The organism is Paractinoplanes toevensis, from assembly GCF_018332695.1.
Lineage (GTDB): Bacteria > Actinomycetota > Actinomycetes > Mycobacteriales > Micromonosporaceae > Actinoplanes > Actinoplanes toevensis.
This window is the reverse complement of the sequence record NZ_BOQN01000016.1, coordinates 17,612-42,952: the sequence shown is the minus strand read 5'-3', so window position 1 is coordinate 42,952 and position 25,341 is coordinate 17,612. Positions and strand designations below refer to the sequence as shown.

Genomic DNA, 25,341 nt, shown 5'->3' with positions numbered 1-25,341 from the left:
ACTCCAGGTTCTTCAGCCATAGCGTGCCGCTAACACCCTGATCTTTGTGCTTCCACCGGCCGGACGCCACCGCTCAACCGCCGACGGATACCGATAACCCGCCACGCCGAAGGCACCGTCACCATGGAGCGATGACGACCTATTCCGGCACGCAGGAGTTCGAAGGCGCGACCTTCGTCAAGGCCAGCTTCAAGGGTGCCACTCTGCGATTCTCCGATGTCAGTGGTGTCACGATGCGCGGTGTCGATGTGGACGGACTCGACATCGACAGCCACGACCTGCTCTTCGGCAGCCTCCTCGTCAACGGGGTCGACGTGGTGCCCCTGGTGGAAGCCGAGCTCAACCGGCAGTTCCCGGGCCGCGAGCTGCGGAAGGCGCGGACGCCCGAGGGGCTGCGCGGGGGCTGGGTGGCCGTGCAGACCGCGTGGCAGACGACGGTGGCGGGCACGCCGCCGGACCTGGTGGACGCTCACGTCGAGGACGAGTGGTCCTTGGCCCAGACCCTGCGGCACCTCATCCTGGCGACCGACGCCTGGCTTCGCGGCGCGATCCTGCGAACACAACAGCCGTTTCACGAGATCGGCCAGATCTTCACCGGTGCCGACGAGATGGGCTTCGACATGTCGATCTTCCGCGTGGACCCACCGGATTACGCCGAGATTCTCGCGGTGCGTGCCGAGCGGCAGCGGCTGGTGACCGACTTCCTGGCCACGGCCACGACGGAGCTGCTCGCCGAGGAACGCGAGAACCCGTGGGGCGGTGACTGGCGCCCCAGCGTCGGTGATTGCATTCGGGTGATCCTGGAGGAGGAATGGGCCCACCTGCGCTACATCCGACGGGATCTCGATCGTATGCGCGACGCGGGAACACGCTGAGGAATTCGCCAGGCGCCGCGCGTCAGGCCAGGAGTATTTCGCGCAACTCCCGGCCGGGGTTGATGCCGCCGACGATCCGGTGCGCGTCCGGTGCGTACACGTCAATGGTGTTGTTGCGGCGCATCAGCTCGCGGACCGGAGGCGGGAGGGGTGGCTCCTTGCTCATCGTCGTGCGCAGGTCGCGGGCGGTGCTGATCAGCAGGCCGGCCAGCGCCGCGCCGTCGGTGTCGACCCGGACCGAGCCGAACTCCCAGCCCGCGATGGTCAGATCGAGGATCTCGAAGAGATGGTCGTGCAGCCGATTCTGGTCGGTCGTGGACTTCACTTGGGCGCTGATCGCCTGGACGGCCCCGGCGACGTGGATGTAGGGGAACAACCCGCAGGGCAGGTCGAACAGCGGCCACCGCAGATCCGGCGTGGCCTCCCGCCACATCGGCCGGTAGTTGGCGCGGTCCACCACGAACTGGTAGCGGACCTGGCGGGAGAGCTCGGCGGCCAGCCGCTGAATCTCCGCATGCGCCGAATCGGCGAACTCGTGCACGATGCCGGCCGCCGCCGCGACGCCGTCCGGGCCGGTCAGCGCCTCGGCGACCGCAGCCGCCTGCTGGTGGAACGATCCCGGCCGACCGACACCGAAGCGCTGCCGGACGTCGTCGATCATCACCCGCCGGGCCACGTCCTGCTGGCCGAGCCGCTCGTCACGTGTCCGCCGGAACCATCGCATGTCGCCTCGTCTCGCTGTTGCCACAAACGCGGCCATGTTAGGCGATATCTGGCCGTCGCATGCATCCGCATCTACCGCGATCCGCGCGGCACTGCCGTTCGGTCGTCGCTGAGAGTTCCCGGTGAGGGCCGGCCGCCGGAGTGATCCGACCGGCGGATCTCACAGAGTTCTCCCAGAAGCTCTGCGAAACCGGCCAGCCCGGGCGACCAGCATCACCGGCATGGCAATGATTGATGTACGCGGACTGACCAAACGGTACGGGCCCGCCACCGTGGTGGACGACCTGTCGTTCACCGTCGAGGCCGGGCAGGTCACCGGCTTTCTCGGGCCGAACGGTGCCGGGAAGACCACCACCATGCGGATGATCGTCGGGCTGGCCGCGCCGGACCGGGGCTCGGTCACCGTCGACGGCCGCCGCTACGCCGACTTCCCGGTGCCGCTGACCGAGGTGGGCGCGCTCCTCGACGCCGGCGCGGTGCATCCCGGGCGGACGGCGTACGACCATCTTCGCGCGCTTGCCGCCAGCAACGGCCTGCCGCGCCGCCGGGTCGGCGAGGTCCTCGCCCGTACGGGAATGGATGCGGTTGCGGGCAAGCGGGCCGGTGGGTTCTCGCTCGGCATGCGGCAACGGCTCGGCATCGCGGCGACCCTGCTCGGCGATCCCCGGGTGCTGATCTTCGACGAGCCGGTGAACGGCCTCGACCCGGAGGGTATCCGCTGGGCGCGGGAGCTCATGCGCTCGCTGGCCGCCGAGGGCCGTGCGGTGCTGGTCTCCAGCCACCTGATGAGCGAGATGGCGCAGACCGCCGATCGCCTGGTCGTCGTCGGCCGCGGCCGGCTCATCGCCGACACGTCGGTGAGCGAGCTCATGCGGGCCGCGGGCGAAGGCTCGGTGCAGGTCCGGGCGGGCGATCCGGTCACCCTCGCGCTTCGGCTTTCCACCGCCGGAGCCACCGTACGGGAAGGGCTCGAGTCTTCCCTTCTGGTCTCCGGCATGACCGCCGAGGACATCGGCAAACTCGCCGCCTATCACGGTCTGGCGCTGAGCGAACTCACCCCGCAGCGGGCGTCACTGGAGGACGCCTTCATGGCACTGACCAAAGACAGCGTCGAGTATCAGGGGGTGGCCGCATGAGCCGGGCGTTGCTGGCCGAGTGGATCAAACTTCGCAGCCTGCGGTCCACCTGGTACGCGCTGGGCTGCCTCTTCTTCGTCGGACTGGGCATCACCGCCCTGTCCTCGAACGCGGCCCAGCAGGCGTACGCGGACGCCGGTGACGCGTGGGATCCGACCGCGCACAGCCTGACCACGTACATCGTCGCGCAGTTGATTGTCGGGGTTTTGGGCATCCTGGTGGTGACGTCGGAGTTCGCGACCGGACTGATCCGGACGACCTTGACCGCTACGCCGCGGCGGCATCGCGTGCTGGCGGCCAAGGTGGTGCTCGCCGCGGGTGTCGCCGTGGTGGCCGGGCAGGCGCTGATGTTCGCGGCGTTCCTCATCGGGCAGCCGCTGCTGGCCCGGCAAGGGGTGCCGAATGCCGGGCTCGGCGACCCCGGCGTGCTCCGCGCGGTGTTCGGCGGCGGGTTGTACCTCGCCCTCATCGCGCTGCTGTCGGTCGGTCTCGGCACCATCATGCGGGCCACCGCGGGTGCGCTCGCCACCCTGGTCGGCATTGTCTTCCTGGTGCCCGCGCTGGCCGGCCTCTTCCCGTCGTGGATGCGGGGTCTGTTCGATTTCTGGCCGACGCTCGGCGCCGCGGCCGCTCTCGGGACGGTCCCGGACCCGGACTTCCCGCACCCGTGGTGGAACCTGGCCGGCCTGGCCGTCGGGGTCGCCGCGGTGCTGGCCGCCGCGTTCGTGGTCCTGCGCCGGCGCGACGTGTGATTGGGTGGTGACCATGACAGGCCGGGACGACGCGGAGCGGCTCCTGGTGGTGGACGACGAGGCCACCGTGCGGGAGTTGCTCGCGGCGACGCTGCGGTTCGCCGGCTTCCGGGTGACCTCGGCGGCCACCGCCGGCGAGGCGATCGCGTCGGCCACCGCCGACCCGCCCGACCTGGTGCTGCTCGACGTCATGCTGCCGGACATGGACGGCTTCGAGGTGGTCCGGCAACTGCGCGGGCAGCGGACGCCGGTCCTGTTCCTCACCGCCCGCGACCGGCCGGCCGACAAGGTCACCGGGCTGTCGCTCGGCGCCGACGACTACGTGACGAAGCCCTTCGACCTGGAGGAGCTGATCGCCCGCATCCGGGCGATCCTCCGCCGCACCGGAGGGCACCACGCCGACGTGCTGACCGTCGGCGTGCTCGCCCTGGACGTCGAGGGACACCAGGTGACCCGGCGCGGCCGGCCGGTGCGGGTGTCGGCCACCGAGTTCCGGCTGCTTCGCCATCTCATGGAGAACGCCGGGCGGGTGGTGACCAAGGCGCAGATCCTCGACCGGGTGTGGCACTACGACTTCGGCGGGGACGCCAGCATCGTCGACACGTACATCTCGTACCTGCGGCGCAAGGTCGACGTCGAGGAGCCGAAGCTGATCCACACCGTCCACGGCGTGGGGTACGTGATGCGCGAGCCGCGGCGATGAGCCTGCGCGTCCGGCTGCTCCTGATCACGGCGGCCCTCCTGCTGGCCGGGCTGGGCCTAGTCGGCACGGTCGTCTCCGATCGCGTGGAGCACTACCAGGTCGACCGGCTGGACAGCCAGTTGCGGTCGCTGACCGAGCTGATCTCGAGCCTGCCGGTCAGCGGGCCGCGTGACGCCGCCACCACCGCCCCCCGTCCCGAGCTGCTCGACCCCGCCCTCGACCTGGTCGGGGCGCCCTACCTGGTCTATCTGGACGCGAACGGCACGGTCGCCGAGGGCGTGCTCTCCTCGCGGATGAGTGCCGCGACCCTGCCGCCGGGGGACGGGCTGCGGACGGTCCCCACCGACGGGTCCGGGGTCTTCCTGCACGCCGCCGACGACTCGGGACGGTGGCGGGCCGTCGCCCGCCGGACCACCGGCTGGAACGGTACGGTGATCGCCGCGGCGCCGATGAACACGGCCGACGACACCCTCGCCCAGCTGCGGACGACCAGCCTGATCAGCGGGGGAGTGCTGCTGGTCATCCTGACCGCGGTGGGCTGGCTCGCGCTCGGCCGGGGCCTGCGCCCGTTGCGCCGGATCGACCAGACCGCGGCCGCGATCGCCGCCGGCGACCTGACCCGGCGGGTGCCCGGCCTGGCCCCGCCGGGCACCGAGATCGGTGACCTCGCGGCGTCCCTCAACACCATGCTCGGCCAGCTCGAACGGGCCTTCGCCGACCGGGCCGCCTCGGAGGCGAGGATGCGCACGTTCGTGTCGGACGTGAGCCACGAGCTGCGTACGCCGCTCTTCGTCATCAAGGGCTCGACCGACCTGCACCGGATGGGCGCGCTGGCCGGCCCGGCCGACGTCGACGACGCGATGCGCCGGATCGAACGCGAGGCGACCCGGCTGACCGCGCTCACCGAGGACCTGCTGCTGCTGGCCGAACTGGACGACGCGCCCGAGGGCCAGCTCGACCGGGCCCCGATGGACCTGCGCACGCTGGCCACCGACGCCCGGCACGACCTGCACGCCCTCGACCCGGCCCGCCCGGTCGAGCTGACCGGTCCCGGCGGGATCGGCCCGCCCGGCCCGGCCCCCGTCGACGCCGACGAGGCCCGGCTGCGGCAGGTCGTCACCAACCTGGTCGGCAACGCGGTCGCGCACACTCCGGCGGGCACCGGCGTACGCATCGGGGTCGGCACGGCGGACGGCCGCGCCGTGCTGGAGGTCGCCGACCGGGGCCCGGGGTTGACGGCCGAGCAGGCCGGCCGGGTCTTCGACCGCTTCTATCGCACCGATCGCTCCCGGACCCGCGCGGGCGGCGCGAACGCCGGGCTCGGGCTGGCGATCGCGCTGTCGCTCGCCCGCGCGCACGGCGGCGACCTCGAACTGGAGACGTCACCCGGCGCGGGCGCCTGCTTCCGGCTCGCACTGCCCCTGCTCGACCCGGCGCGGGCCTGACCGTACCCGGGGTCCGGCTACGGTTCCGTCGGCGCGGGAGGCGGGGCCGGAGTGCCGACCGCATCATTCACGGCTGGTCACCAACGGGCGCCACCGCGGCTTTCCGCCGTGCGCGGCGCGTCTTGATGACGCTGCCGCACGTGGCCATGGTGCACCAGCGGCGGGCCTGGTTGCGGGAAGCGTCGTAGTAGGCCCACCGGCAGGTGTCGCGGTCGCACGCTTTGAGCCGGCCCCAGATCCCGTCCTCCGTGCATTGCCGGATTGCCTCGATCAGGCCGGCCAGAGCCCGGTCGAGCGGCTGGTCGCCGGCCGGGACCAGTTGCGGGCGGCCCGCGGCGAAACTGAGCCGCACCGGGACCACGGCCAGGACTTCTTCGAGACGCTGGAGTGGTTCCGGGTCGGTGGGGTGGCTTGCGTGGCCGAGCAGCACCGCGCGCAATCCCTCACGGAAAGCGATGGCGACGGCCAGATCCGCCGCCTTCAACCGCGCTCCGGCCCGCAGCAATCCCCGCTCGGCGAACCAGTGCGCCAGCGAGTTCGCAGAGGTCAAGGACTCTTCATCGATTTGCGGCTCGTACGTGTTGACGAAGTCGCGCACCAGCAGCGCGGCGGCTGGAACCGCTATCTCGTCACTCACCGTCAATCTCCCCTGTCCGACCCTGAGCGTATCGCCTTGACACCGGTCAAGCCGTTTGAGAGTGTCGTGTCACCACCGAAGACCTTTTGATGGTGACACGCCTTCGATCTCACGGACGTGCCATGACTGCCAGGCTGAAGGATGTGGCCGAGCTCGCTCAGGTTTCGATACGTACGGTGTCCAATGTCGTGAACGACTACCCCCACGTCAGCGATCACGTGCGGCGCCGGGTCACCGAGGCGATCCAGCAACTCGATTACCGGCCCAACCTCGCGGCCCGCGCGCTGAGAAGCGGTCGCAGCGGACTGCTCGCCCTGGTGGCGCCTTTCCCGCCCGGCCTGGCCGAGCACGTCATCAGTCAGGCCGCCTCACGAAAAATGCGGGTCGTCATCGTTCCGCAATTCCTCGCGCTTCCGATCGACGCCGCTCTGCTGTGCGCCGACGTGCTGCCGGCCGGAACGCTCGACGCGTACCTGGCCTCCGGAACCCCGCTGGTCCTGCTCGGCGAGGCGCCGGACCGGCGCTGTGACCACGTAGCCTTCGCCCCGGCCGGCGCCGCCGTCGCGCATCTGCTCAGCATCGGCCGCCAGCGCATCGCCGCCGTAGGCGCCCACCCGGGAGAATCCCTGCACCGAGCCGGCTGGAGCGTGTCCGCCGAATATGTGAGAACCACGGCCGGGCGCCGGCCGGTGGAGGGCTACCAGGCGGCCCGCGCGTTGCTCGAGCACCGTCCTGATGCGATCTTCTGCGATGACGACCGGCTGGCACTGGGCGTCATCAGGGCCGTCACGGACGCCGGGCTACGTGTGCCGGATGATGTGGCCGTCGTCGGTGTCGGCGACAGCGACGAAGGCCGCTACGCACGGCCGTCGTTGACGACGGTGGCCGCCGATCCGGCCGACATCGCCCGGCAGGCCCTCGATCTGACCGAGGCTCGCCTGGCACGCCCCTCCGCGGAGCCCGCCCGCGTTGTCGTCCCGCACGTGGTCCTGCCGCGCGAGAGCACTCGAGGGTCAGCTCGATGACGGTGCCGGAACCGCCGTCAGCCTCGGTAGCCGTTCCGCGGGATGTCGCCCGGTAGGACCGGTCCGTACGGATCGGGGAGGCCGCGCGCCGCCGGCACGGTACGCAGTACCGCGGTCGGAGCGTCGGCCACGCTTCCACCGGCCGCCGCCGTCTCGTCCGATGCGTTCCTCCGGCGCATCACCACCAGCGCGAGCGCCCCCAGGCCGGCGGCGATCAGCAGGCCGCCCAGGATGAACGACAGGTGTGAGCTGCTGCCCTCATCGCCGACGGTCTTGAGGGTCGGCGGTGCCGCCTCGGGGGTGCCGTCCGCGGCGACAGGGCTTTCCGCCGCCGCGGGTGACGGCGACGGCGGCGTCGTGGCCGGCGCGGCCACGGCCGACAGGGTCAGCCGGACGGTCGCGGTGGAACCGGCCTTGCCCCGTACGGTCGTGCGAGCGGTGCGGTAACCGTCCATGGTGGCGGCGACCGTGATGGGGCCCGCGGCGATCGTCCTGCCGGCGCTCGGCGTGATCGAGAACTGGCCGCCGCGGTCACTGGTCGCCCGGAATTCGTGCCCGGCGCTGTCCCGGATGGCCAGGGCCACACCGCCGATCGCCTTTCCTCCGGTGTCGCGGACCCGGCCGGAAACGCGGCTCACCCCGGCCGCCGGCTTGTCCTCGCCGGGCGACGACGTGCCCGGGCCGTGGACGTAGACCATCTTGTAGTCGAAGCTGTTCTGCTCGCCGAGCCGTACGCCGATCGAGATGTTGAGGCCGGTGGTCTCACCCGGGTGTGCGTCGGGGGCGACGAGCGCCGCGTCGAAGGTCTGGCTCTGACCCGGTCCGAGGTTCGGCTCGGCCCGGCATCCGGTGGTGCATCGCAGGCCACCGCCGACCACCACGATGGCCGTTTCGGCCCCGCTCCCGTTGTTCGTGACGCGGAACCGCACGCGCACCGTCTCGCCGGGCTTCACGTTCTCCGCCGACACGCTCAGGATGCGGACGGTCTGCGGGGCGGCCGTCGCGGGTGCCGCCGACACCGCGAGCGTCCCCCCGGCCAGCGCGATCAATGCGGCGGCCCGGGCCCATCGGCCACGTAAGCGCGTCGTCATTTCCAACCACCTTCTCCGAGGGCGAACAGCACCGGTCGATGGACCGCGGGCCACTATGCCCTGTCCGGTACGGGTTGCGCGACCCGTCCGGTTATTCGGCGAGGCTGGGTGCCTGGCGGGACCAGCGGTGCGCGTCGAGCTCTTCGACGATGAAGCCTGCGACGTCGGTGCGCGTGATGCGCCAGCCGCCCGGGGGTGTGCTGTTGTCGGTGGCGCGGTAGCCGCCGGTGGGTTCGCGGTCCTGGAGGTAGGTGGGTCGCACGAAGGTCCAGTCGAGGTCGCTGGCACGCACGATGTGCTCCATCCGGGCCATGTCGGCGTACAGGTCCGCGCCGATGGGGCGGATCAGACCGCGGTACCACCAGGCGTGGTGGGGATCGTCGGGCCGGACGCCGACGGAGGTGATGGCCAGCAGCCGCTTCACCCCGGTGGCCTGCATCGCCGACACGGTGGCGCGGGCGCCGTCGGAGTAGAGGTTGCCGGCCTTGCGGCCGGAGGCACCGATGGCGGAGACGACAGCGTCGTGACCTCGGATCACGGCGCGCAAGCTGTCCGCGTCGCGGACGTCGGCCCGTTCCACGCGCAGGCCCGGGGCCGCCGGGACACTTGCCGGGTCACGGACGGCGGCGGTGACCTGGTGTCCGCCGCGCAAAGCCGCCGCGACGATCAGGCGTCCGGTGCGGCCGGCGGCCCCGAGAACTACGACGTTGAGGCTCATGCTGCTGCGTTCCTTTCAGGGTCGCTACGAACTATGTTCGTGGCGAACGGTGTTCGTCAAGGGGTAGGCTGATGCGGTGACTGACAGCACCGCCCGGCTCCGAGACACCCCGCGGACCCGCCCGGCCAAAGCGCCGCTGAGCCGCCAGGCCGTCGTAACAGCCGCACTGCAACTGGTCGACGAGGTCGGCTGCACCGCGGTGACCATGCGCCGCGTCGCCCAGGCCCTGGACACCGGCCCGGCGTCGCTCTACGTCTACGTGGCCGACCGGGACGAGTTGATGGCCGAGGTCTACGACCTTGCGCTGGCCGGTGTCCACCTGCCCGGCCCGGCCGACGGGGACTGGCGGGCCCGCCTGGAACTGCTCATCAGCCGGGCCATCACCACCCTCGCCGGCCACGACGACATCGCCTCGGTCGCGATCACCCGAGTGCCGACCGGGCCGCACGCGCTGCGCATCCTCGAAGCGACGCTGACCCTGCTACGCGCCGGCGGCATCGACGACAACCTCTGCCCGTGGGCAGCCGACCTGCTCGACCAGTTCGTGACCTCGTCGGCCCTGGAACTCGCCGCCCGGCTGCGTGACCAGCGCGCCCTGACCGCGGCCGAGGGTGCGGCCGGGGCCACCGAGGAAGCCATGTCCGAAGCCGCCGGATCCGAACTCGACGCCGTCTACGGCGACCTGCCGGCGGACACCTACCCGACCATCCACGCCCTGCGCCCGGCCATGACCACCGCCGGCCGCGACAGCCACGCGTACGCCAACTGGAAACTCAGCGTCATCATCGACGGACTGCTGAGCCATCGCGGACCGTCGTAGACGGGGCTCAGGGTCCTGCTATCGCTGCCATCAGGGCTGGTCGTAGGTACGGGATCAGGGTGTGGACGTACGTCGCGGTGAGGTGCGAGTCGTCCTGCCGGACCCGGACACCGCCCACCACGGCGTCGCACACCTCGGGGCCGCAGATGTGGTTGTTGAGGTCGACCGACGTGATTTTCGGGGAGCCGATCCGGCTCACGGCGTCCAGGGCGGGGTCGTGGTATTCCCAGTCGGACCTGGGCGCGGAGCACGCCTCGTAGTTCTCGCGGTTGTCGTTGAGGCAGCCGATCGGGTCGGCGTTCGGGTACTGGGGGAGTTCGAGCTTGTTCCCGCCCGACGGCGAAGGGGTGTCGTTGATGACGACGGTCCGGATGCCGGCGTCGCGCAGTCGCTGGTAGGTGACGGTGTACGCGTCGGCGAGCTGCTGGCGGCCCATGTCCACGGTGAACCAGTTGGCGTACCGATTCTCGTAGCTGAGGTTGGAGGTGACCATCATGGCCGGCTTCAGCTCGATGATGCTGTTCAGGACTCCCTGCTGCCAGTCGGCGCAGTGGACCGTGGCGGGCTGGAACACCGTCCGGGGTATGTCGGTGAGAGGGCAACCGGTGGCGTAGTAGGTGACGAGGTGCCAGCGCTCCGCCTCGGCGATGTTGGACACCGCTTCGAGCCACTGGAATGCGTGGGAGTTACCGGCCAGCACCACCGTCGTCGGTGACGACAGTTCGCCGGCGTCGCAGCGGACGACCGGCCACTGGTCACCGACGCTGTTGCACTTCTGGCCGTCGAGTCCCGGTTGGTCGGCGTAGATGGCGCCGACCTGCCAGGTGGAGGTTTGCGGGTAGTACGGCCCCTGGAGGGAACGGCCGCAGTCCAGGCCGGGATCGAGGGCACCGGCTCCGAAGCAGCGGTCCCCTCGCGCGACCGCCTCGGTCAGATGACGCTGGTAGACGTCCTGCCGGCGGTTCTCCGCGCCACTCCAGGTGGCGGCGAGGGCGATCACGATCACCATTCCGGCCGCGCCCAGCGCGTACGTCCGCACCAGCGGACGCCACCACGCCAGCATCCGTACGGGATCCTCGAGGTAACGCTTGGTCAGCGCCGCCAGTCCCAGCGTGGCCAGGACGATCCCCGCGTTGTCCGCCCATCCCCTGGACGTGTTGTCGAAGACGGCCGGCTCGATCAGCAGCAGCGGCCAGTGCCAGAGATAGATCGAGTAGGAGTGGTCCCCGAGCCACTGCAGCACCCGAGCGGGGTACCAGACGAGGTGCGCGTTCGTCGCGATCACCATCGTCGCTCCGGCGACCGGCACGAGCGCGTGCCAGCCCGGGATCGGGGTGTCGGCGCTGAATCGCAGCACCGCGAAACCCATCAACAACCAGCCCGCGTACGCCGTGGCGATCCGGATCCGTTTGCCCCTGGTCCGCGATCGCGACCGGGCCCGCACCAGTGCCGGATAGACGACGGCCAGCAGGCTGCCGGCGCCCAACTCCCAGATCCGGGTGGTGGACACGAAATACGCGGCCGACGGAGTGGTGTCGGTGTACCGGATCGACCACCACAGCGAGGCGCCGGCCACCACGAGCAGACCGGTGAAGTAGAGCTTTCGCCGATCCCGCAGCCGCCACCCGAGCCAGGTCAGCGCCAGCAGGAACAGCGGCCACACCAGGTAGAACTGCTCCTCCACGGCGAGCGACCAGTAATGCTGCACCGGAGATTCCGGCGTCCCGGCCGCGAAGTAGTCGACCGAGTCGCCGGCGAGCTGCCAGTTGATCCAATAGGTGGCCGCCGCCCGGATCTGCCGGGCAGTCTGCGCCCACTGCGATTCCGGAAGCCACACCCACCCGGCCACGGCGGTGACCGCCAGCACGGCCAGCGAAGCCGGCAGCAGCCGGCGCACCCGCCGGCCCCAGAAGTCCAGCAGCCCGCGAAAGTCCGGCCGGACGTGCTCCATCAGGTGCGAGGTGATCAGGAAGCCGGAGATGACGAAGAAGACGTCGACCCCGACGAACCCGCCCGGCAGCCATCCGCGCGGCCACAGGTGGGCGCACACGACCGTAGCCACGGCGAACGCCCGCAACGCCTGAATATCGAACCGGACGGCCCGATCACGGACGGGACCAGACATCCGTGATTACTCCCCGGTCGGACGGCAGGCGGAATGGGCCGAGCCAATTTACCTCAGCACGGCCAGCGTCGATCAGGTCAGCACCCGGTGAGCTCAGACCCGGCTATCGCCCTCGCGTACGGCTCGCTCCAGCACTTCCTCGGTGGACAGCGGGCTTCGCGGGTGATGGGTCAGGCACAGCGGCGCCTGTAGCTTCACGAACGGGCCGCCCTCCACCGTCGTGTAGAACTGACCGGTCCGCAGGCGGCCCACATCGTCGATCCCGCTGCCCTTGGCCCGCGCCATCTCCTGGGCCGCCGCGATCTGCGTCGGACTGTTGAGCAGGCCGAACATTTGGGTGGCCGCGTTGCCGGGGATCCGGTTGTGCAGCGCCTTCGGTGCCTGGGTGGCGAACACCAGGCCAAGACCGTATTTCCGGGCCTGCGAGGCGAGGGCGAGCGTGCTGTGCGTACACGCGGTCATCGCGCCGGACGGCGCGAGCGTCTGCGCCTCGTCCATCACGAACAGCCCGCCGAGCGGGCGGTCGCCGGCCGGGTTCCGCTTGATCCAGGCGAACAGCGCGATCTGCACCTGGTTGACGAAGTTCTGCCGCTGCTGGTCGTCGGGCAGACCGACGAAGCTGATCACCGACACCCGGGCGCGATAACCGGCCGCCGGGGTGAGCAGCTCACCCGGATCGACCGGTGCGCCGTTGCCACCGAACATCGGGTCGTTGACCATGGCGGCCTTCAGTAGCTGAGCCATGCTGGTGGCGAGCTTGGTGGCGTCGTCGAGCAGGCTGACGCCCTCCGGCAGCGCGTTGAGCAGGTTGACGAAGCCGCGCAGATCGTTGCCGCCGCTGCGGGCGAAGCTGAGCATGGCCTCGCGCAGGACCGCGCGGCCGAGGACGGCCTTGTCGGTCTTGCCGTCGGCCTTGGCGTGCGGCGCCAGCGCGGCCACGGCGGCGTCGATGCCCGCGGTGAAGGCGTCCGGGTCGTCGAGGATGCCGGCGAAGTCGGGGATGGGCTGGAAGCTGAGCGGCCGGCCGCTCTCCCGGTTGGGCGTCCAGACGACGACTTCGGTGGTGCGGAGATATTCGGCGGCCCGGTCTGGGTCGTCGCCGGTCCAGGCCCCCGGTGGGTCGGGCCAGGCATCGCCGAGCCGGGCCAGGTCGTTGTTGGGGTCGAGCACGATGGCGGAGACACCTCGCAGCGCACACTCCTCCACCAGGCGCCGGATGAGCACGGTCTTGCCGGAGCCGGATCCGGCGAAGATCGCGGTGTGCCGCCGCAGTGCCTCGAGGTCGATCGTCACCGGACCACTGCCGTCCAGCGCCAGGCCGAGCGGCACGCCCCGGGACTCCGGTGGCTCGGCAGCCGACGGTGGTGGCGCGGTGGCCGCGCGCAGTGCGTGTCGCAGAAGGCCGATCGAGGCGGTGGGCCGCCGCTCGCGGAACCACCCGAGCAGCTGTTCCGCGCCGTAGTCCGCGATCAGCCTCGACAGCGCCATGAGCCGGCGGATGTCGTCATCGGTGAAGGGCAGTGTCTCGCCGTCGGCGTCGCCGAAGTCGCGGATCACCTCCTGGGTGCGGGTGCCCTTCGACCACGGATTCGTCTCGACGTTGCGCAGCAGGAACAGCCGCCGCTTGGTGATGCCCTTGGTCAGCCCGGCCGTGGTCACCGCGTTCTTGATGCGGTTCAGCACGGCGATGTGGTGCGCAGCGCCGATCGCCCGGAAGGCCCAGTGCTCCTCGTCCTCGCCCCGGACGTCATCGGCGTCATCGCTGCCGAGACTCCGGCGTAGCCGGGCGTGCAGGGCCGGTTTGCCGCCCGCCTGCGGGTCGATGCTGAACGCCTCGCCCGCCGCGCCCTGTTCGGCGATCCACGCCGTGAGGCCGGCCGCGAGCAGGACGGGAACCTCGGTGTCCTCGCGCCCGTGGTCGAGCGCCGGGCCAGGATCGGCGTCACCCACCAGCTTGGCGAAGAGGGCGTCCATGTCGCGGAGCTGGTCGTCGGCGGGCGGCCGGGCGGGAACCGCCGCGGCGTCGGTCGGGCCGGTGGACGCGGGGCCGAGATGGGTGAGCTCGGCGACGGTGCCGCTCGCCAGGCAGGCCCGGACATGATTGTCGATGATCTTCAGGAGTTCCCGCGGGGTGAAATCGACCGCCTGCGCGAACGCCGCCGGCCGGATCGGCCAGGTCGGGTAGGGCGGCGTGAAGTCGTCGTCGAACAGCGACGCGAACCGCCGCTCCACCAACTCCCGGGCGATCGCCGCGGTCGGCAGCCGCCGCAACGGTTCCGCCTTGTGAAAACGATCCGGCACCGTGTCGGTGGCCTCGGTGGCGATGTCGTTCCAGGTCTTCGGCAGGCACGTCACCACCGACAGGGACCGGCGTGTCGTTTCCCGCAGCGCCATGAGTCCACCGGCGATCTGCTCCAGCAGCAACGCCTGCTGCCAGTCGTTCTCCTGACCGTGCCGGGGATCGGAGGCCTTCGCCGACTGGGCGATGAGCAGGTCGATCTGGTCGACGGCGATCAGCGTCGGCCCGGTGAGAGCGAGCAGCCGGGAGATGTCCCGGACCACCTCCTGCGCGGACCGCTTGCCGCGGCGCATCCCCCAGGCGGCGCGGTCGCCGGGCTCCTCCTCGTCGTTGGAACAGAGGAAGTGGTAGCCGATGTACGACACCCGCGACTCCTCGGCGGCGTACAGGGCGAGCGCCCGGGCGGTGTCCTGGCACTCCATACCGACCTGACGGTGGTGCTTGCGGATGAGGTCGACGAACGCGTCGACGGCGGGCCGGGTCAACTCGGTCTCGCCGGCGATCGCCCGGCGCACCGTCCGGGGTGCCTTGACGAGGTCGCCGATCCGCCGCAGGAACGTGGTGAGCTGGGTGCCGCCGTCGGCCGACCGCCGGGCCAGGCCGTCGAGCACCGACAGCGCGGTGCTCTGCCAGAAGGCCTTGGTCTCCAGCAGGCTGACGAGGAAGAAATATCCACCCTCGGCCTGCACCTTCTCGCGTACCGCGCCGAGCAGGTGGGTCTTGCCGGTTCCGCGCTGGCCGAGGATGGCCACCCCGATCGGGCTGGACTCGGTGCTCCGGGCCGCCTCGCGCACACCGTCCAGCACGGTTTGCACCACGTTGCGGTGCAGGCCCTCCACATGGAACGGGCTGGGCTGCCACACGTCGTCCGGGGTGGGTGCCCAGTTGAAGCGCAGGGCGGCAAGCGCGCGCCGCTCCTCGTCCCTCATCCCGGCGAGATGGCGACGAGATGCATGTCCTGGTTGCCGATGCGAATTGCCGCGGCACGCTGGCCCGGCGTCAGGACCTTCTGGTTGGACTCCGGGATCAGGTGGGCGGCGGACGTGCGGTCCAGCCGGAGCAGGGCGGCGTCGACACTCGGCCGGTCGGCTCGAGGCAGGGCGGCGCGCAGATCCTCGAGCATCAGGTACGCCCCCGGCTCGGCGGCCAGGTCGGCGTACGCCTTCCGAATTTGATCTTCTATGGTGCCGTCGGGAATTGTCGCCTTCGGGGCGGCCGACGCGAAGAACTCACCCGCCGACAATTCGTGTCGTTCGAGATAATCGCGAAGGAAACCGAGCAGTAGATAGAGCACCCCGCCCAGGGAGCCGGCGCGGGGTGGAACCTCCGCCCGGAACTCCTTGATCGATTCCGCCCAGCCCTGTTCGGTGAGTTCGAGGGTCATCGGTTTCCCGGCGACTGTGATCAGTTTCAGGTCGACCAGTTCGTTGCGTTTATCCGGCTTGAGGCTGATCTTCACCTCGTTGGACAGGACCGCGAGCGGCGTCGGGCCGGCCTTGACCATGAGGGCGAGCAGCGTCGCGCGCTGCACTGAGGTGAGTGCCTTTGCCGGCATGTGGATGCCTCTTTCCGGCGCGTGAATGCGCCGATGCCCAGGAAATTCGATCATGAAAGGTGAGTTCTCGGGCCGATTCTGCCGACGCTTCCGAAGGGGCGCAAGAGCCCGCGAGTTGCCGCAAAAACCCGACAAAGCACAATTCTGATCTTCGACTCCGCAGCTCGGCGGCCATATTTCCGCAGACCCGCCAGGTGTCTCGAATTGATCAGCCGATGGGCCATTGCGCATTACCGGATCGCCGGGAAGCATGTCCCGAGGCGAGGCGGCTGTGCGGCCCGCCGTCTTTCGTGTGCGTCCGGCGCGGCTCGATGGAGGTTGATGACGGTGCCGTCCGAGGTCGTGCGTTACCAGGTGGACGAGAAGACCGTGGCGGCTTTCGAGTTCGACCCGCTGCCCGGCTTCCAGCCGGCCGGCGTCGGCGACGTCGCGGGGTGGGTCCGGGAGGCCGCTGGGCCGTCGATCGAGGCGGCCCGCGCCGTGCTCGACGACGTGAAGCGGCTGGCTCCCGACACCGTGCAGGTCAAGTTCGGTCTCAAGGTCACCGGCGCGGCGAACTGGGTCGTGGCCAAGGCCGCCAGCGAGGCGAGCTTCGAGGTCACGCTGACCTGGCAGCCCGACACCGCGTCGCATCCCGCGAGCTGAGGGCGGCGGCGTGACCGGCTCACCGCCGGAAACCTGGGCGGTCGCACTGCATGCGACGCCCACCGATGAGGAACCGGTGGGCGCGGGCCTGGTCGTCGCCGACACCCTGGTTCTCGCCTGCCACCATGTCGCGTTCCCGGCCGGCACGCTCCGCGAGCTGTGGGTCGCCTTCCCGCGCGATTTCCACGTGCCGCCCGGAGTGCGCCGGCGGGTCCGCGCGTGTCGTTTCGACGGCCACGACGAACAGGGCCTCGACGTCGTCCTGCTGGATCTGGACGAACCGGTGCCACCGTCGGTCGTCCCGGCCCGGCTGCGCCGCCCGCCGGGGCCGGACCTGGTCGGCCTGCCTTGGCGTGCCTACGGTTTCCCGCGGTACGGCGACGGCGGTCGCCCCGCCGCCGGAGTAATCGGTGACGAGGGCAGTTACGGCTGCGTGCGGCTCACCGCCGACGTCCGGGAAGGTGTCGCGCAGGGTTTCAGCGGCGCCGCGCTGTGGTCGCCCGACTACGACGCCGTCGTCGGAATCATCGTCAAGGCCGATGCCAACACCGGCTCCGGGCTCGCGCTCACCCTGGCCTATGCCGATGAGCACCTGCCCGGCCTGAAACTCTCGACTCTCGACACCTGGCGGGTGGGTGACGCCGACGAGCCGACCCACGCCGCCTGGGGCTGGACGCTGGCCACCGACGACGAGGCGCACCGGCACTGGCTGCCCCGCGCCCGCGGGGTCGCGTCGAGCGCCGAGACCGGCTCCCGGTTCCGCGGCCGGGTCGCTGCCCTGCGGCGGTTGCGCCAGTTCCTCGACCGGGCCGAGCCGGCCGGACGGCCGATGATCGTCACCGGCTCGCCGGGCGTGGGAAAATCCGCCGTGCTGGGCCGGATCGTGACCACCGCCGACCCGGAGATCAGTGCGGCCCTGCCGCCGGACGACGTCGCCGAGCGAGCCACCGTCGGCTCGGTGGCGTGTGCGGTCCACGTCAAGGGCAAGACCGCGCTCGAGGTCGCCACCGAGATCGCCCGTGGTGCCGGGGTGGGCCTGCCCAAGGCCACCGTCGACCTCATGCCGGCCCTGCGTGACCGGCTCACGTCCCGGCCGGCCCGCTTCAACCTCGTGGTCGACGCCCTCGACGAGGCCGCCGGTCCCGACCAGACCCGCGCCCTGATCGACGACGTCCTGGTCCCGCTCGCCCGCACCTGTGCCACCCTGGGCGTGCAGGTCGTCGTCGGCACCCGGCGTACGGACGATCTCGGTGACCTGCTCGGAACCTTCGGATCGGACGCGAGCACTATCGACCTGGACTCGCCGGAGTTCTTCTCGCCGGAGGACCTTGCCGACTACGCACAGGCGACGCTCCAGCTCGGCGGGCCGCGCGGTCCCGGGGCGTACTCGGATCCGGCCGTCGCCGCACCGGTGGCCGCGAGCATCGCCGCCCTCGCCGACCGGAACTTCCTCATTGCCGGCCTGGTGGCCCGCACCCGTGCCCTGCGCGACCTGGAGCCGGCCGACCCCCGGCACGTCTCGTTCACGCCGACCGTCGGCGACACGCTCAACGACTACCTTCAGTACCTTCCCGACGCCGGCACCGCACCGGCCCGGCTCGTGCTGACCGCGCTCGCCTACGCCGAGACACCGGGACTGCCCATCTCGCTGTGGCAGGGGGCGATCCAGGCGCTCGGCGTCCTCGTCACCGGCGAGCAGCTGGACGACTTCGCGCGTTCATCGGCCGCCAACTTCCTGGTAGAGACCGGTGACCCGGCCCGCCCGACGTACCGGCTCTTCCATCAGGCCCTCAACGACGCCCTGCTCGCGCACCGCCGGGAGCTCGGCCGTCGCGAGACGGACGAGCAACGACTGGTGACCGCCTGGATCCAGCATGGCCGGAGCGTCGGCTGGGGCGCGGCACCCGACTACCTGCTGCGCTCCCTCTCCCCGCACGCCGCCCGGGTCGGCGCGGTCGACGATCTGCTCAACGACGACGGCTATCTGCTGCACGCTCACCTCGACCGGCTGCTACCGGTCGCCGACACCGCCCGGACCGCATCCGGACGGGCCCGCCGGCTACTTCTCCAGCGGACGCCGCGGGCGGTGGGCGCGGAACCGGCCGAACGGGCCGCGATGTTCTCGGTGGTCGACCGGATCGACGGCCTGAGTGCCGGCATCGACGCCTCCACAGGGCCGTATCAGGCCCGATGGGCACACACTCCGCCCCGGCTGGAACGCACCGTCTTCGAGGGGCACTCGCTCGGCGTCTACGACGTGTGTCCGATCGCGGTCGACGGGCGAAACCTGCTCGCCTCGGCCGGCGAGGACGGCACCGTACGCCTCTGGGATCCGCTCACCAACCAGACCGTCCGCGTGTTCAGCTGCCACGACGACTGCATCCGCGGCGTCTGCGCGGTCGTCGCAGGCGGCCGCACGCTGCTCGCCACCGCCGGCCACGACGGCACGATCGGCATCTGGGATCCCAGATCCGGCGTTCAGCTGCACAGTTTCACCGGACACCACGACTGGGTCCGCAACATCTGCGCCGTTCCGATGGGCCCCGGCGGCGATCTGCTGGTCTCGGCGGGCGACGACCGGACGGTGCGGGTGTGGGACGTGACCGGTGGCACCCTGCTGCACACCCTGACCGGCCACTCCGGCTGGGTCACCGCGGTCACCCACGTCCCGGTCGGGCCGTACGGGCTGATCGCGTCGACCGGTTACGACGGATACATCCGCCTGTGGGATCCCGTCCACGGCGTTCGCCGAGGTGTCCTGCGCGGACACAACGGATGGGTGACCACCCTGTACGCCCTGCGGGCCGGCGGCCGAGTGCTGCTCGCGTCCGGCGGCTACGACGGAACCGTCCGCCTGTGGGACCCGGTCGCCGGCGAGGCGGTCCGTTGCCTCGACACCGGCGGCGGACCGATCACCGACCTGTGCACCGTACGGACCCGCGACGGCGACCTCCTCGCATCGACCGGCGAGGACGGCACGATCCGGCTGTGGGAGACCGAGACCGGGACCGAACGACAGGTCCTGCGCGGCCAGGCCAGCTGGATCCGGGCCGTCTGCGAACTGCCGCTGCCCGGCCGGCACATGCTCGCGACCGCCGGCGACGACGGCACCGTGCGGCTGTGGGATCCGGCTGGAGAGCGGCCCCAGGCCTTCGCCGAGAGCGTGCTGCCCGGCTCGATCGGCGCCGTCTGCGCCGTCGCGGGAGAGGCGGGACCGCTCGTGGCGACCGGCGGAAACGACGGTGCCGTACGGCTCTGGGACCTGACGACCGGCGCTGCCCGCACGGAACTGCGAGCCGGCGCCAGCCCGGTGAACGCGATCTGCGTCATCGAGGACGAAGAGCCCGCGCTGCTGGCGACCGCGGGTGCCGACGCGATGGTGCATCTCTGGGACTCGGCCGACCCGAGCCCGATCCGTGAGTTTCGCGAGCACCTGGAGCCGGTCAACGCGGTCGCCGTCCTGCGGACCACCGGCGGCCTCGTGGTGGCCTCGGCCGGCGACGACGAGACGGTGCGCCTGTGGCGCCCGCACAATGCCGAGGTGATCGGGCGTCTCGTCGGGCACCGCGCCTGGGTCACCTCCCTCGTGGTGGTCGACCGGGACGGGACCGAGGCGCTGGCGTCCGCCGACAAGAGCGGTGTGGTTCGGTTCTGGGCCGCCGACGGCACGCTGCTCTGGGAACGACTCGGCCACCAGAGCGCCGTGAACGCGCTGAGCACGGCAACCGTCGACGGCCGGCCGACGCTGATCTCCGCCGGCGCCGACCGGACGATCCGGCTGTGGGAACCACCGGACGGCCGCCCGATCCGGGTGCTCTCCGGCCACACCGCCGAGGTCACCGGTCTGGCGCCCGGCGTTGTCGGCGACCGGCAGGTCCTCGCGTCCGCGAGCCTGGACCGGACGATCCGGCTGTGGGATCCGCGTACCGGCCGCCGGCTGCGCACCATTCACGTCCACCACCGTGCCCGGACGTGCCGATGGATCGGCGGATACCTGGTGATCGGCCTGGATCAGGGTCTGCTCACCCTGACCGTCGACCGGCTCTGATCAGGTCAGCTCGCGGTAGGCGCGCAGCACCGCCTCGGTGCGCTCGGCGAGTTCGGACCCGGCGTCCGTCTCGTTCGCCGGCCCGGTCGAGGTCAGCCGGGCCAGGGTTTCGTCGGCCTCCCGGGCCAGCGCGGCGATCTCCTGGTCGCGGATCAGTTCCTCGCCGGCCACCGCCACCGTGTCCAATGTCGCGAGGCGCCGGCTCACCTCGTCGTCCAGCTCGGCCAGCGCCGCGGTGGCCCGGATCGTCCGCGCTGCCAGCTCGAACGCGCCGTCGTGCTCGGTCAGCTCGGCGTGCAGCTCCCGCAGTTCCTGCCGCCGCTCCAGTGCTCCGGCCAGATCGAAGAGGGCGTGCGCCAACTGCCGCTCCGCGATCGGGACGTCGATGAGGGCCCCGAGCGCCGGCCACGTCTCCGACGCTCGCTGGCACACGTCGATGGCGTCCGAGAACACCTTCCGGTCCCGCTCGTCGATGAGCACATGGTGCTGCTCGCGGTCACCGGACAGGCGCGGTGCCGAGATCACGCCCGGCCGCTGCCGATAGCGGTGCAGCGCCGGCCCACCACCGGTGGCCATCCCGGCCAGGACCAGCAGGCCGCCCCCGAGCGCACCGCCCACCACCAGCAGCACGCCGGCCAGGCCGAGGATGAACCCGAGACCGTAGAGCACGCCGGTCAGCGGCCCGGGATCACCGGGCCGGTCCGCCGGGGTGATCTCGACGACGCTGCCCCAGCGGAACGAGAGCCCCCGCCCGCCGACCACCCCGAGCGGCAGCCGGGACGCGATGACCAGCCTGTCGTCGTGCGCCACGTACAGCGCCGGCGTCACGGCCGGCCGGCCTGGAGGGCGAGGCGTAGCCAGTCCTCGACGCCGGCCACGTGCACCGTCGCCCAGGAGCGGGCCAGCTCGGGCCGCCGGTTGGCGACGGCGTCGAGGATGGCGGCGTGCTGTTCGCGAGTCTTCTCCACCGCTCCCGCCTGGGTGAGCCCGCGCCAGATGCGGGCCCTGGTCGTCGGGCCGGACAGACTGTCGATCAGGGAGCAGAGCAGGCCGTTGCCGGCGCCGGCGGCGATGCGGTGGTGGAACTCCAGGTCGTTGGCGACCAGTTCGTCGATCGTGGCGTCCTCGGGGAGGCTGGTGAGGACCTTGCGCAGCTCCTCGATCCGGTCGTCGGGCATGCGCTGGGCGGCCAGCGCCGTCGCGGCCGGTTCCAGGATGCGGCGCACCTCGAAGAATTCCAGCACCGTGTCGTCGCGGTGGAAGTCGACGATGAAGTTCAGGGCGTCCAGCAACAGTTGCGGTGCGAGGCTGGTGACGAAGGTGCCGTCGCCCTGCCGCACGTCCAGCACCCGGATCAGCGACAGCGCCTTCACCGCCTCGCGCAGCGAATTGCGGGACAGCCCGAGGCGTTCGGCCAGGTCGGCCTCCCGGGGCAGGCGGTCGCCGGGCCGCAGCTCACCGGCGACGATCATCGCCTTGATCTTCTCGATCGCCTCGTCGGTGACGGCCACGCGGTCTCCCTACTCCCGGCCCAGATCGTAGGTGCGAGCCGCCACCGGCCCGAACACCGCACCGTCGGGCAGGCACTCGCGCAGCGCGGACACCCACCTGCGGTAGCCGCCGGCCAGTTCGCAGACCGGCCAGTCCGACCCGAACATCAACCGGTCGACCCCAAAAAGATCAACGGCCTTGCTGATGTACGGGCTGAGCACGCCGACCGTCCACGACTCCCAGTCGGCCTCGGTGACCAGCCCGGACACCTTGGCCGTCACGTTCGGGCAGGCGGCCAGTTCGGCCAGGCCGGCCGCCCAGCGGGTGATGTCGCCGGACCGGATCGGCGGCTTGCCCAGGTGATCCAGCGCGAACCGGACGGACGGCAGCGCCCGCGCGCACCGGGCCGCGGCGGGCAACTGGTCGGCCCGGATGACCAGGTCGAAGGCCAGCCCGAGCGACCCGACGACCCGCAGGCCGTGCCGGACCGACGGCCGGTCCAGGTAGAGCGGGTCCGGTTCGGACTGGACCTGGGACCGGATCCCGACCAGGAGGTGTCCGCCCGGCAATCGGCGATAGCCCGCGATCGTCTCGGCCAGCGCGGGATCCTCGGGATCGGCCCAGGCGACCACCCCGGCGATCTCCGGTGTCGCGGCGGCGTGGCTCAGCAGCACGGCCGCCTCGCCGGGATCGCATCGGCCGCCCTCGACCAGGATCGAGCGGTCGACGCCGTTGGCCGCTAGCTGCGAGCGCAGGTCGGCCGGGGTGAAGGTGCGCCGGATCGGGGTCAGCGCCGGATCGTCGAGCCAGGTGTACCCGTCGTCCACCCGCCACAGGTGCTGGTGGGCGTCGATGATCGGCGCGGTCATGCGGCACCGGGCGGGGTCGGGGCGTCCGGGCGCAGCAGGCCGTTGCGGATCAGGTCGGCCCAGAGGGCGGCCGGCGGTGGCGGTCCGAAGGCCAGGGCGGCGTTCCGGCTCGCCTGCTCCGGGCCCTGGGCGCCGGCCACGACCGTACTGATGGCGGGATTGCCGGCGGCGAAATGCAGAGCGGCGGCCGGCAGCGTGGTGCCGTGCCGCTCGCAGACGGCGGCCATGGCCGAAGCGAGTTCCAGGACCGTGTCGGGAGAGTTCTGATAGTTGTAGCGGAGGGTTCCGTGCGGGCGGTCCTCGGCGAGCAGTCCGCCGTTGAACACCGCCGCGTTCAGCACCGTGATGCCCCGCCGCGAACACAGCGGCAGCAGCGTGTCGAGGGCCGGCTGGTCCAGAAGGGTGTATCGGCCCGCTGACATCACCACGTCGATGTCGGTGTCGGCGGCGAAGCGGGTGAGCACGCCGACGTCCATCGAGCCGACCCCGATCGCGCGCACCACCCCGTCGGCCCGCAGCCGTTCGAGCGCCGGGTAGGCGGTGTCCAGCGCCTCGTCCGCGTGCCCCTCCGGATCGTGGATCAGCACCAGGTCGACCCGGTCCAGACCGAGCCGCTCCAGGCTGTCGGCGAGCGACCGGCGGACCCCGTCGGCACTGAAGTCCCACACCCGCCGCAGCGTGTCCGGCACGTCGAAGAGCTCGTCGTCGTGGCCGGTGGGGGAGGGGTTCGGCACCAGGAGGCGGCCCACCTTGGTGCTCACGACGTACTCATCGCGGTGGTGTTCTCGCAGGGCGGCGCCCAGCCGCCGCTCGGAGAGCCCGAGCCCGTAGTGCGGGGCGGTGTCGAAGTATCGGACGCCGGCCGTCCACGCGGCCTCGACCGTGGCGGTGGCCTCGTCGTCATCGATCGCCTGATAGAGGTTGCCGAGCTGCGCGCACCCGAGCCCGAGCCGGCCGAAGGGAAGCGTCATGGCAGCTCGATGTGCGAGTACGCGGCCAGAGACGCCGGCAGCATGGTGGAACTGAACCCGGGAGCGGTCGGCGCCCGATACCGCCCGCCGCGCACGACCGCCGGATCGGCGAAATGTTCGTGCAGGTGATCGACGTACTCGATGGTGCGGTCCTGCTGGGATCTGGAAACCGCGACGTAGTCGAACATGGACAGATGCTGGACCAGCTCGCACAGGCCGACCCCACCGGCGTGCGGGCAGACCGGCACCCCGAACTTCGCCGCGAGCAGCAGGATGGCGATGTTCTCGTTGACCCCGGCGACCCGCGCCGCGTCGATCTGCAGGAACGAGAGCCCGCCGAGCTGGAGCAGTTGCTTGAACACGATGCGATTCTGCACGTGTTCGCCGGTGGCGACCCGGATCGGCGCGATCGCTTTCGCGATCGCCGCATGGCCGAGGACGTCGTCCGGGCTGGTCGGTTCCTCCACCCACCAGATTTCGTACGGGCTGAGCGCACCGACCCAGGCGATCGCGTCGGGCACGTCCCACCGCTGGTTGGCGTCGACCGCGATGCGGATGTCCGGGCCGCACTCGTCCCGGGCGATCCGCAGCCGCCGCCGGTCGTCGTCGAGATCGGCCCCGACCTTGAGCTTGATCTGCGTGAACCCGTCGTCGACCGCTTCCCGGCAGAGCCGCCGCAGCTTGTCGTCGTCGTAGCCGAGCCACCCCGGCGAGGTCGTGTAGGCCGGGTAGCCGTCGCGCAGGATCTCGGCCTCGCGTTCCGCGCGCCCCGGCACACCCTGCCGCAGGATCTCCAGCGCCTCGTCCCGGGTGAGCGCGTCGGTCAGGTACCGGAAGTCGACCAGGTCGACGAGTTCCTCCGGCGACATGCGGGACAGCAGGCGCCACAGCGGCAGGCCGGCCCGTTTCGCGGCCAGGTCCCACAGCGCGTTGACGACCGCGCCGATCGCCATGTGCATGACGCCCTTCTCCGGCCCGAGCCACCGCAGCTGCGAGTCGTGCACGAGCTCCCGCCACAGGCCGCCCAGGTCGGCGAGGGTCGCGGAGACCGGCCGCCCGATCAGGTACGGCCGCAGCGCCCCGATCGCCGCGGTCTGCACGTCGTTGCCGCGCCCGATGGTGAACGCGAACCCGTGCCCCTCGTGACCGTCCGGGTCGTCGGTGCGCAGCACGACGTAGGCGGCCGAGTAGTCGGGGTCGGGGTTCATCGCGTCGGACCCGTCGAGCTCCCGCGAGGTGGGGAACCGGATGTCATGGGTGTCGACCGCTGTGATGCTCGACCACCCCGTCATGATCGGATGTATCCGTCGATTGACACGGTACGGGGCATCGGAGTGCGCTGTTTCAGCCTCATACATCGGATGTCTACCAGCGTCGATCGCCGGTGACAAGAGCCACCCCGGCTGGGAGCTG

At 71.2% G+C, this 25,341-nt stretch carries 21 protein-coding genes; 9 read left to right on the top strand and 12 right to left on the bottom strand.

Features of this window, described 5'->3' with window-relative positions:
- Window positions 1–131 precede the first annotated feature (131 nt).
- Window positions 132–875, top strand: coding sequence for a DinB family protein (locus Ato02nite_RS06880; protein WP_213005543.1), 744 nt, complete (start codon window positions 132–134; stop codon window positions 873–875).
- A 22-nt stretch (window positions 876–897) separates the two neighbouring features.
- Here Ato02nite_RS06880 and Ato02nite_RS06875 read toward each other — a convergent pair whose 3' ends face one another.
- A complete protein-coding gene (locus tag Ato02nite_RS06875; protein WP_213005542.1) occupies window positions 898–1,599 on the bottom strand; it encodes a hypothetical protein in 702 nt (233 codons plus the stop codon).
- A gap of 226 nt (window positions 1,600–1,825) precedes the next feature.
- Here Ato02nite_RS06875 and Ato02nite_RS06870 point away from each other — a divergent pair, with 226 nt between their 5' ends.
- Genes Ato02nite_RS06870 through Ato02nite_RS06855 form a run of 4 tightly spaced genes read left to right on the top strand, consistent with a single transcriptional unit; the run spans window position 1,826 to window position 5,634 of the window.
- The gene (locus Ato02nite_RS06870) at window positions 1,826–2,734 is read left to right on the top strand and encodes an ATP-binding cassette domain-containing protein (RefSeq protein WP_213005583.1); all 909 of its coding nucleotides are present in this window, start codon (window positions 1,826–1,828) and stop codon (window positions 2,732–2,734) included.
- On the top strand, window positions 2,731–3,486 hold the full coding sequence (locus Ato02nite_RS06865) for an ABC transporter permease (protein ID WP_213005541.1): 756 nt from the start codon (window positions 2,731–2,733) through the stop codon (window positions 3,484–3,486). The genes Ato02nite_RS06870 and Ato02nite_RS06865 overlap by 4 nt, the downstream gene beginning before the upstream one ends.
- 13 nt (window positions 3,487–3,499) lie before the next feature.
- Window positions 3,500–4,189 (top strand): response regulator transcription factor, encoded by a 690-nt coding sequence (locus tag Ato02nite_RS06860; RefSeq protein ID WP_213005540.1) that lies wholly within the window; start codon window positions 3,500–3,502, stop codon window positions 4,187–4,189.
- Window positions 4,186–5,634 carry a sensor histidine kinase gene (locus Ato02nite_RS06855; RefSeq protein ID WP_213005539.1) on the top strand — a complete coding sequence of 483 codons (1,449 nt, stop codon included), beginning with the start codon at window positions 4,186–4,188 and terminating at the stop codon, window positions 5,632–5,634. Before Ato02nite_RS06860 ends, Ato02nite_RS06855 begins: the two co-directional genes overlap by 4 nt.
- A 67-nt stretch (window positions 5,635–5,701) precedes the next feature.
- Here the strand turns inward: Ato02nite_RS06855 and Ato02nite_RS06850 are convergent, their stop codons facing one another.
- Window positions 5,702–6,271: a CGNR zinc finger domain-containing protein gene (locus Ato02nite_RS06850; protein WP_213005538.1), complete on the bottom strand. Its 570-nt coding sequence runs from the start codon at window positions 6,269–6,271 to the stop codon at window positions 5,702–5,704.
- Between the two features lie 89 nt (window positions 6,272–6,360).
- On the opposite strand from Ato02nite_RS06850, the gene Ato02nite_RS06845 reads away from it, so the two are divergent.
- Window positions 6,361–7,296, top strand: coding sequence for a LacI family DNA-binding transcriptional regulator (locus Ato02nite_RS06845; RefSeq protein WP_307853596.1), 936 nt, complete (start codon window positions 6,361–6,363; stop codon window positions 7,294–7,296).
- A gap of 17 nt (window positions 7,297–7,313) precedes the next feature.
- Here Ato02nite_RS06845 and Ato02nite_RS06840 read toward each other — a convergent pair whose 3' ends face one another.
- Complete coding sequence (locus Ato02nite_RS06840) at window positions 7,314–8,387, bottom strand: carboxypeptidase-like regulatory domain-containing protein (protein ID WP_213005536.1); 1,074 nt, start codon at window positions 8,385–8,387, stop codon at window positions 7,314–7,316.
- A 91-nt stretch (window positions 8,388–8,478) separates the two neighbouring features.
- A complete protein-coding gene (locus Ato02nite_RS06835) occupies window positions 8,479–9,105 on the bottom strand; it encodes an NAD(P)-dependent oxidoreductase (RefSeq protein WP_213005535.1) in 627 nt (208 codons plus the stop codon).
- A 76-nt stretch (window positions 9,106–9,181) separates the two neighbouring features.
- Here Ato02nite_RS06835 and Ato02nite_RS06830 point away from each other — a divergent pair, with 76 nt between their 5' ends.
- Window positions 9,182–9,925 (top strand): TetR/AcrR family transcriptional regulator, encoded by a 744-nt coding sequence (locus Ato02nite_RS06830; protein WP_213005534.1) that lies wholly within the window; start codon window positions 9,182–9,184, stop codon window positions 9,923–9,925.
- Window positions 9,926–9,932: 7 nt separating this feature from the next.
- Here the strand turns inward: Ato02nite_RS06830 and Ato02nite_RS06825 are convergent, their stop codons facing one another.
- The 3 genes from Ato02nite_RS06825 to Ato02nite_RS06815 form a co-directional block, all read right to left on the bottom strand.
- The gene (locus tag Ato02nite_RS06825) at window positions 9,933–12,050 is read right to left on the bottom strand and encodes an acyltransferase family protein (protein WP_213005533.1); all 2,118 of its coding nucleotides are present in this window, start codon (window positions 12,048–12,050) and stop codon (window positions 9,933–9,935) included.
- Window positions 12,051–12,143: 93 nt separating this feature from the next.
- Window positions 12,144–15,278, bottom strand: a complete 3,135-nt coding sequence (locus Ato02nite_RS06820) for an ATP-binding protein (protein ID WP_213005532.1) — start codon at window positions 15,276–15,278, stop codon at window positions 12,144–12,146.
- On the bottom strand, window positions 15,275–16,156 hold the full coding sequence (locus Ato02nite_RS06815; RefSeq protein ID WP_246606204.1) for a hypothetical protein: 882 nt from the start codon (window positions 16,154–16,156) through the stop codon (window positions 15,275–15,277). The genes Ato02nite_RS06820 and Ato02nite_RS06815 overlap by 4 nt, the downstream gene beginning before the upstream one ends.
- Before the next feature lie 69 nt (window positions 16,157–16,225).
- Here Ato02nite_RS06815 and Ato02nite_RS06810 point away from each other — a divergent pair, with 69 nt between their 5' ends.
- Together Ato02nite_RS06810 and Ato02nite_RS06805 are read left to right on the top strand one after the other, a co-directional pair.
- Window positions 16,226–16,549, top strand: a complete 324-nt coding sequence (locus tag Ato02nite_RS06810; protein WP_246606202.1) for a CU044_2847 family protein — start codon at window positions 16,226–16,228, stop codon at window positions 16,547–16,549.
- A gap of 10 nt (window positions 16,550–16,559) precedes the next feature.
- Window positions 16,560–20,597 (top strand): NACHT and WD repeat domain-containing protein, encoded by a 4,038-nt coding sequence (locus tag Ato02nite_RS06805; protein ID WP_213005531.1) that lies wholly within the window; start codon window positions 16,560–16,562, stop codon window positions 20,595–20,597.
- Here the strand turns inward: Ato02nite_RS06805 and Ato02nite_RS06800 are convergent, their stop codons facing one another.
- From Ato02nite_RS06800 to Ato02nite_RS06780, 5 genes are read right to left on the bottom strand one after another with little or no spacing between them, the layout of a single operon-like run.
- Window positions 20,598–21,425 (bottom strand): hypothetical protein, encoded by an 828-nt coding sequence (locus tag Ato02nite_RS06800; RefSeq protein WP_213005530.1) that lies wholly within the window; start codon window positions 21,423–21,425, stop codon window positions 20,598–20,600.
- Window positions 21,422–22,108, bottom strand: coding sequence for a FadR/GntR family transcriptional regulator (locus tag Ato02nite_RS06795; protein ID WP_213005529.1), 687 nt, complete (start codon window positions 22,106–22,108; stop codon window positions 21,422–21,424). Before Ato02nite_RS06795 ends, Ato02nite_RS06800 begins: the two co-directional genes overlap by 4 nt.
- A gap of 9 nt (window positions 22,109–22,117) precedes the next feature.
- Window positions 22,118–22,957, bottom strand: coding sequence for an amidohydrolase family protein (locus Ato02nite_RS06790; RefSeq protein WP_213005528.1), 840 nt, complete (start codon window positions 22,955–22,957; stop codon window positions 22,118–22,120).
- Window positions 22,954–23,928, bottom strand: coding sequence for an aldo/keto reductase (locus tag Ato02nite_RS06785; RefSeq protein WP_213005527.1), 975 nt, complete (start codon window positions 23,926–23,928; stop codon window positions 22,954–22,956). The genes Ato02nite_RS06790 and Ato02nite_RS06785 overlap by 4 nt, the downstream gene beginning before the upstream one ends.
- Window positions 23,925–25,220 (bottom strand): enolase C-terminal domain-like protein, encoded by a 1,296-nt coding sequence (locus tag Ato02nite_RS06780; protein WP_213005526.1) that lies wholly within the window; start codon window positions 25,218–25,220, stop codon window positions 23,925–23,927. The genes Ato02nite_RS06785 and Ato02nite_RS06780 overlap by 4 nt, the downstream gene beginning before the upstream one ends.
- Between the last annotated feature and the right edge of the window lie 121 nt (window positions 25,221–25,341).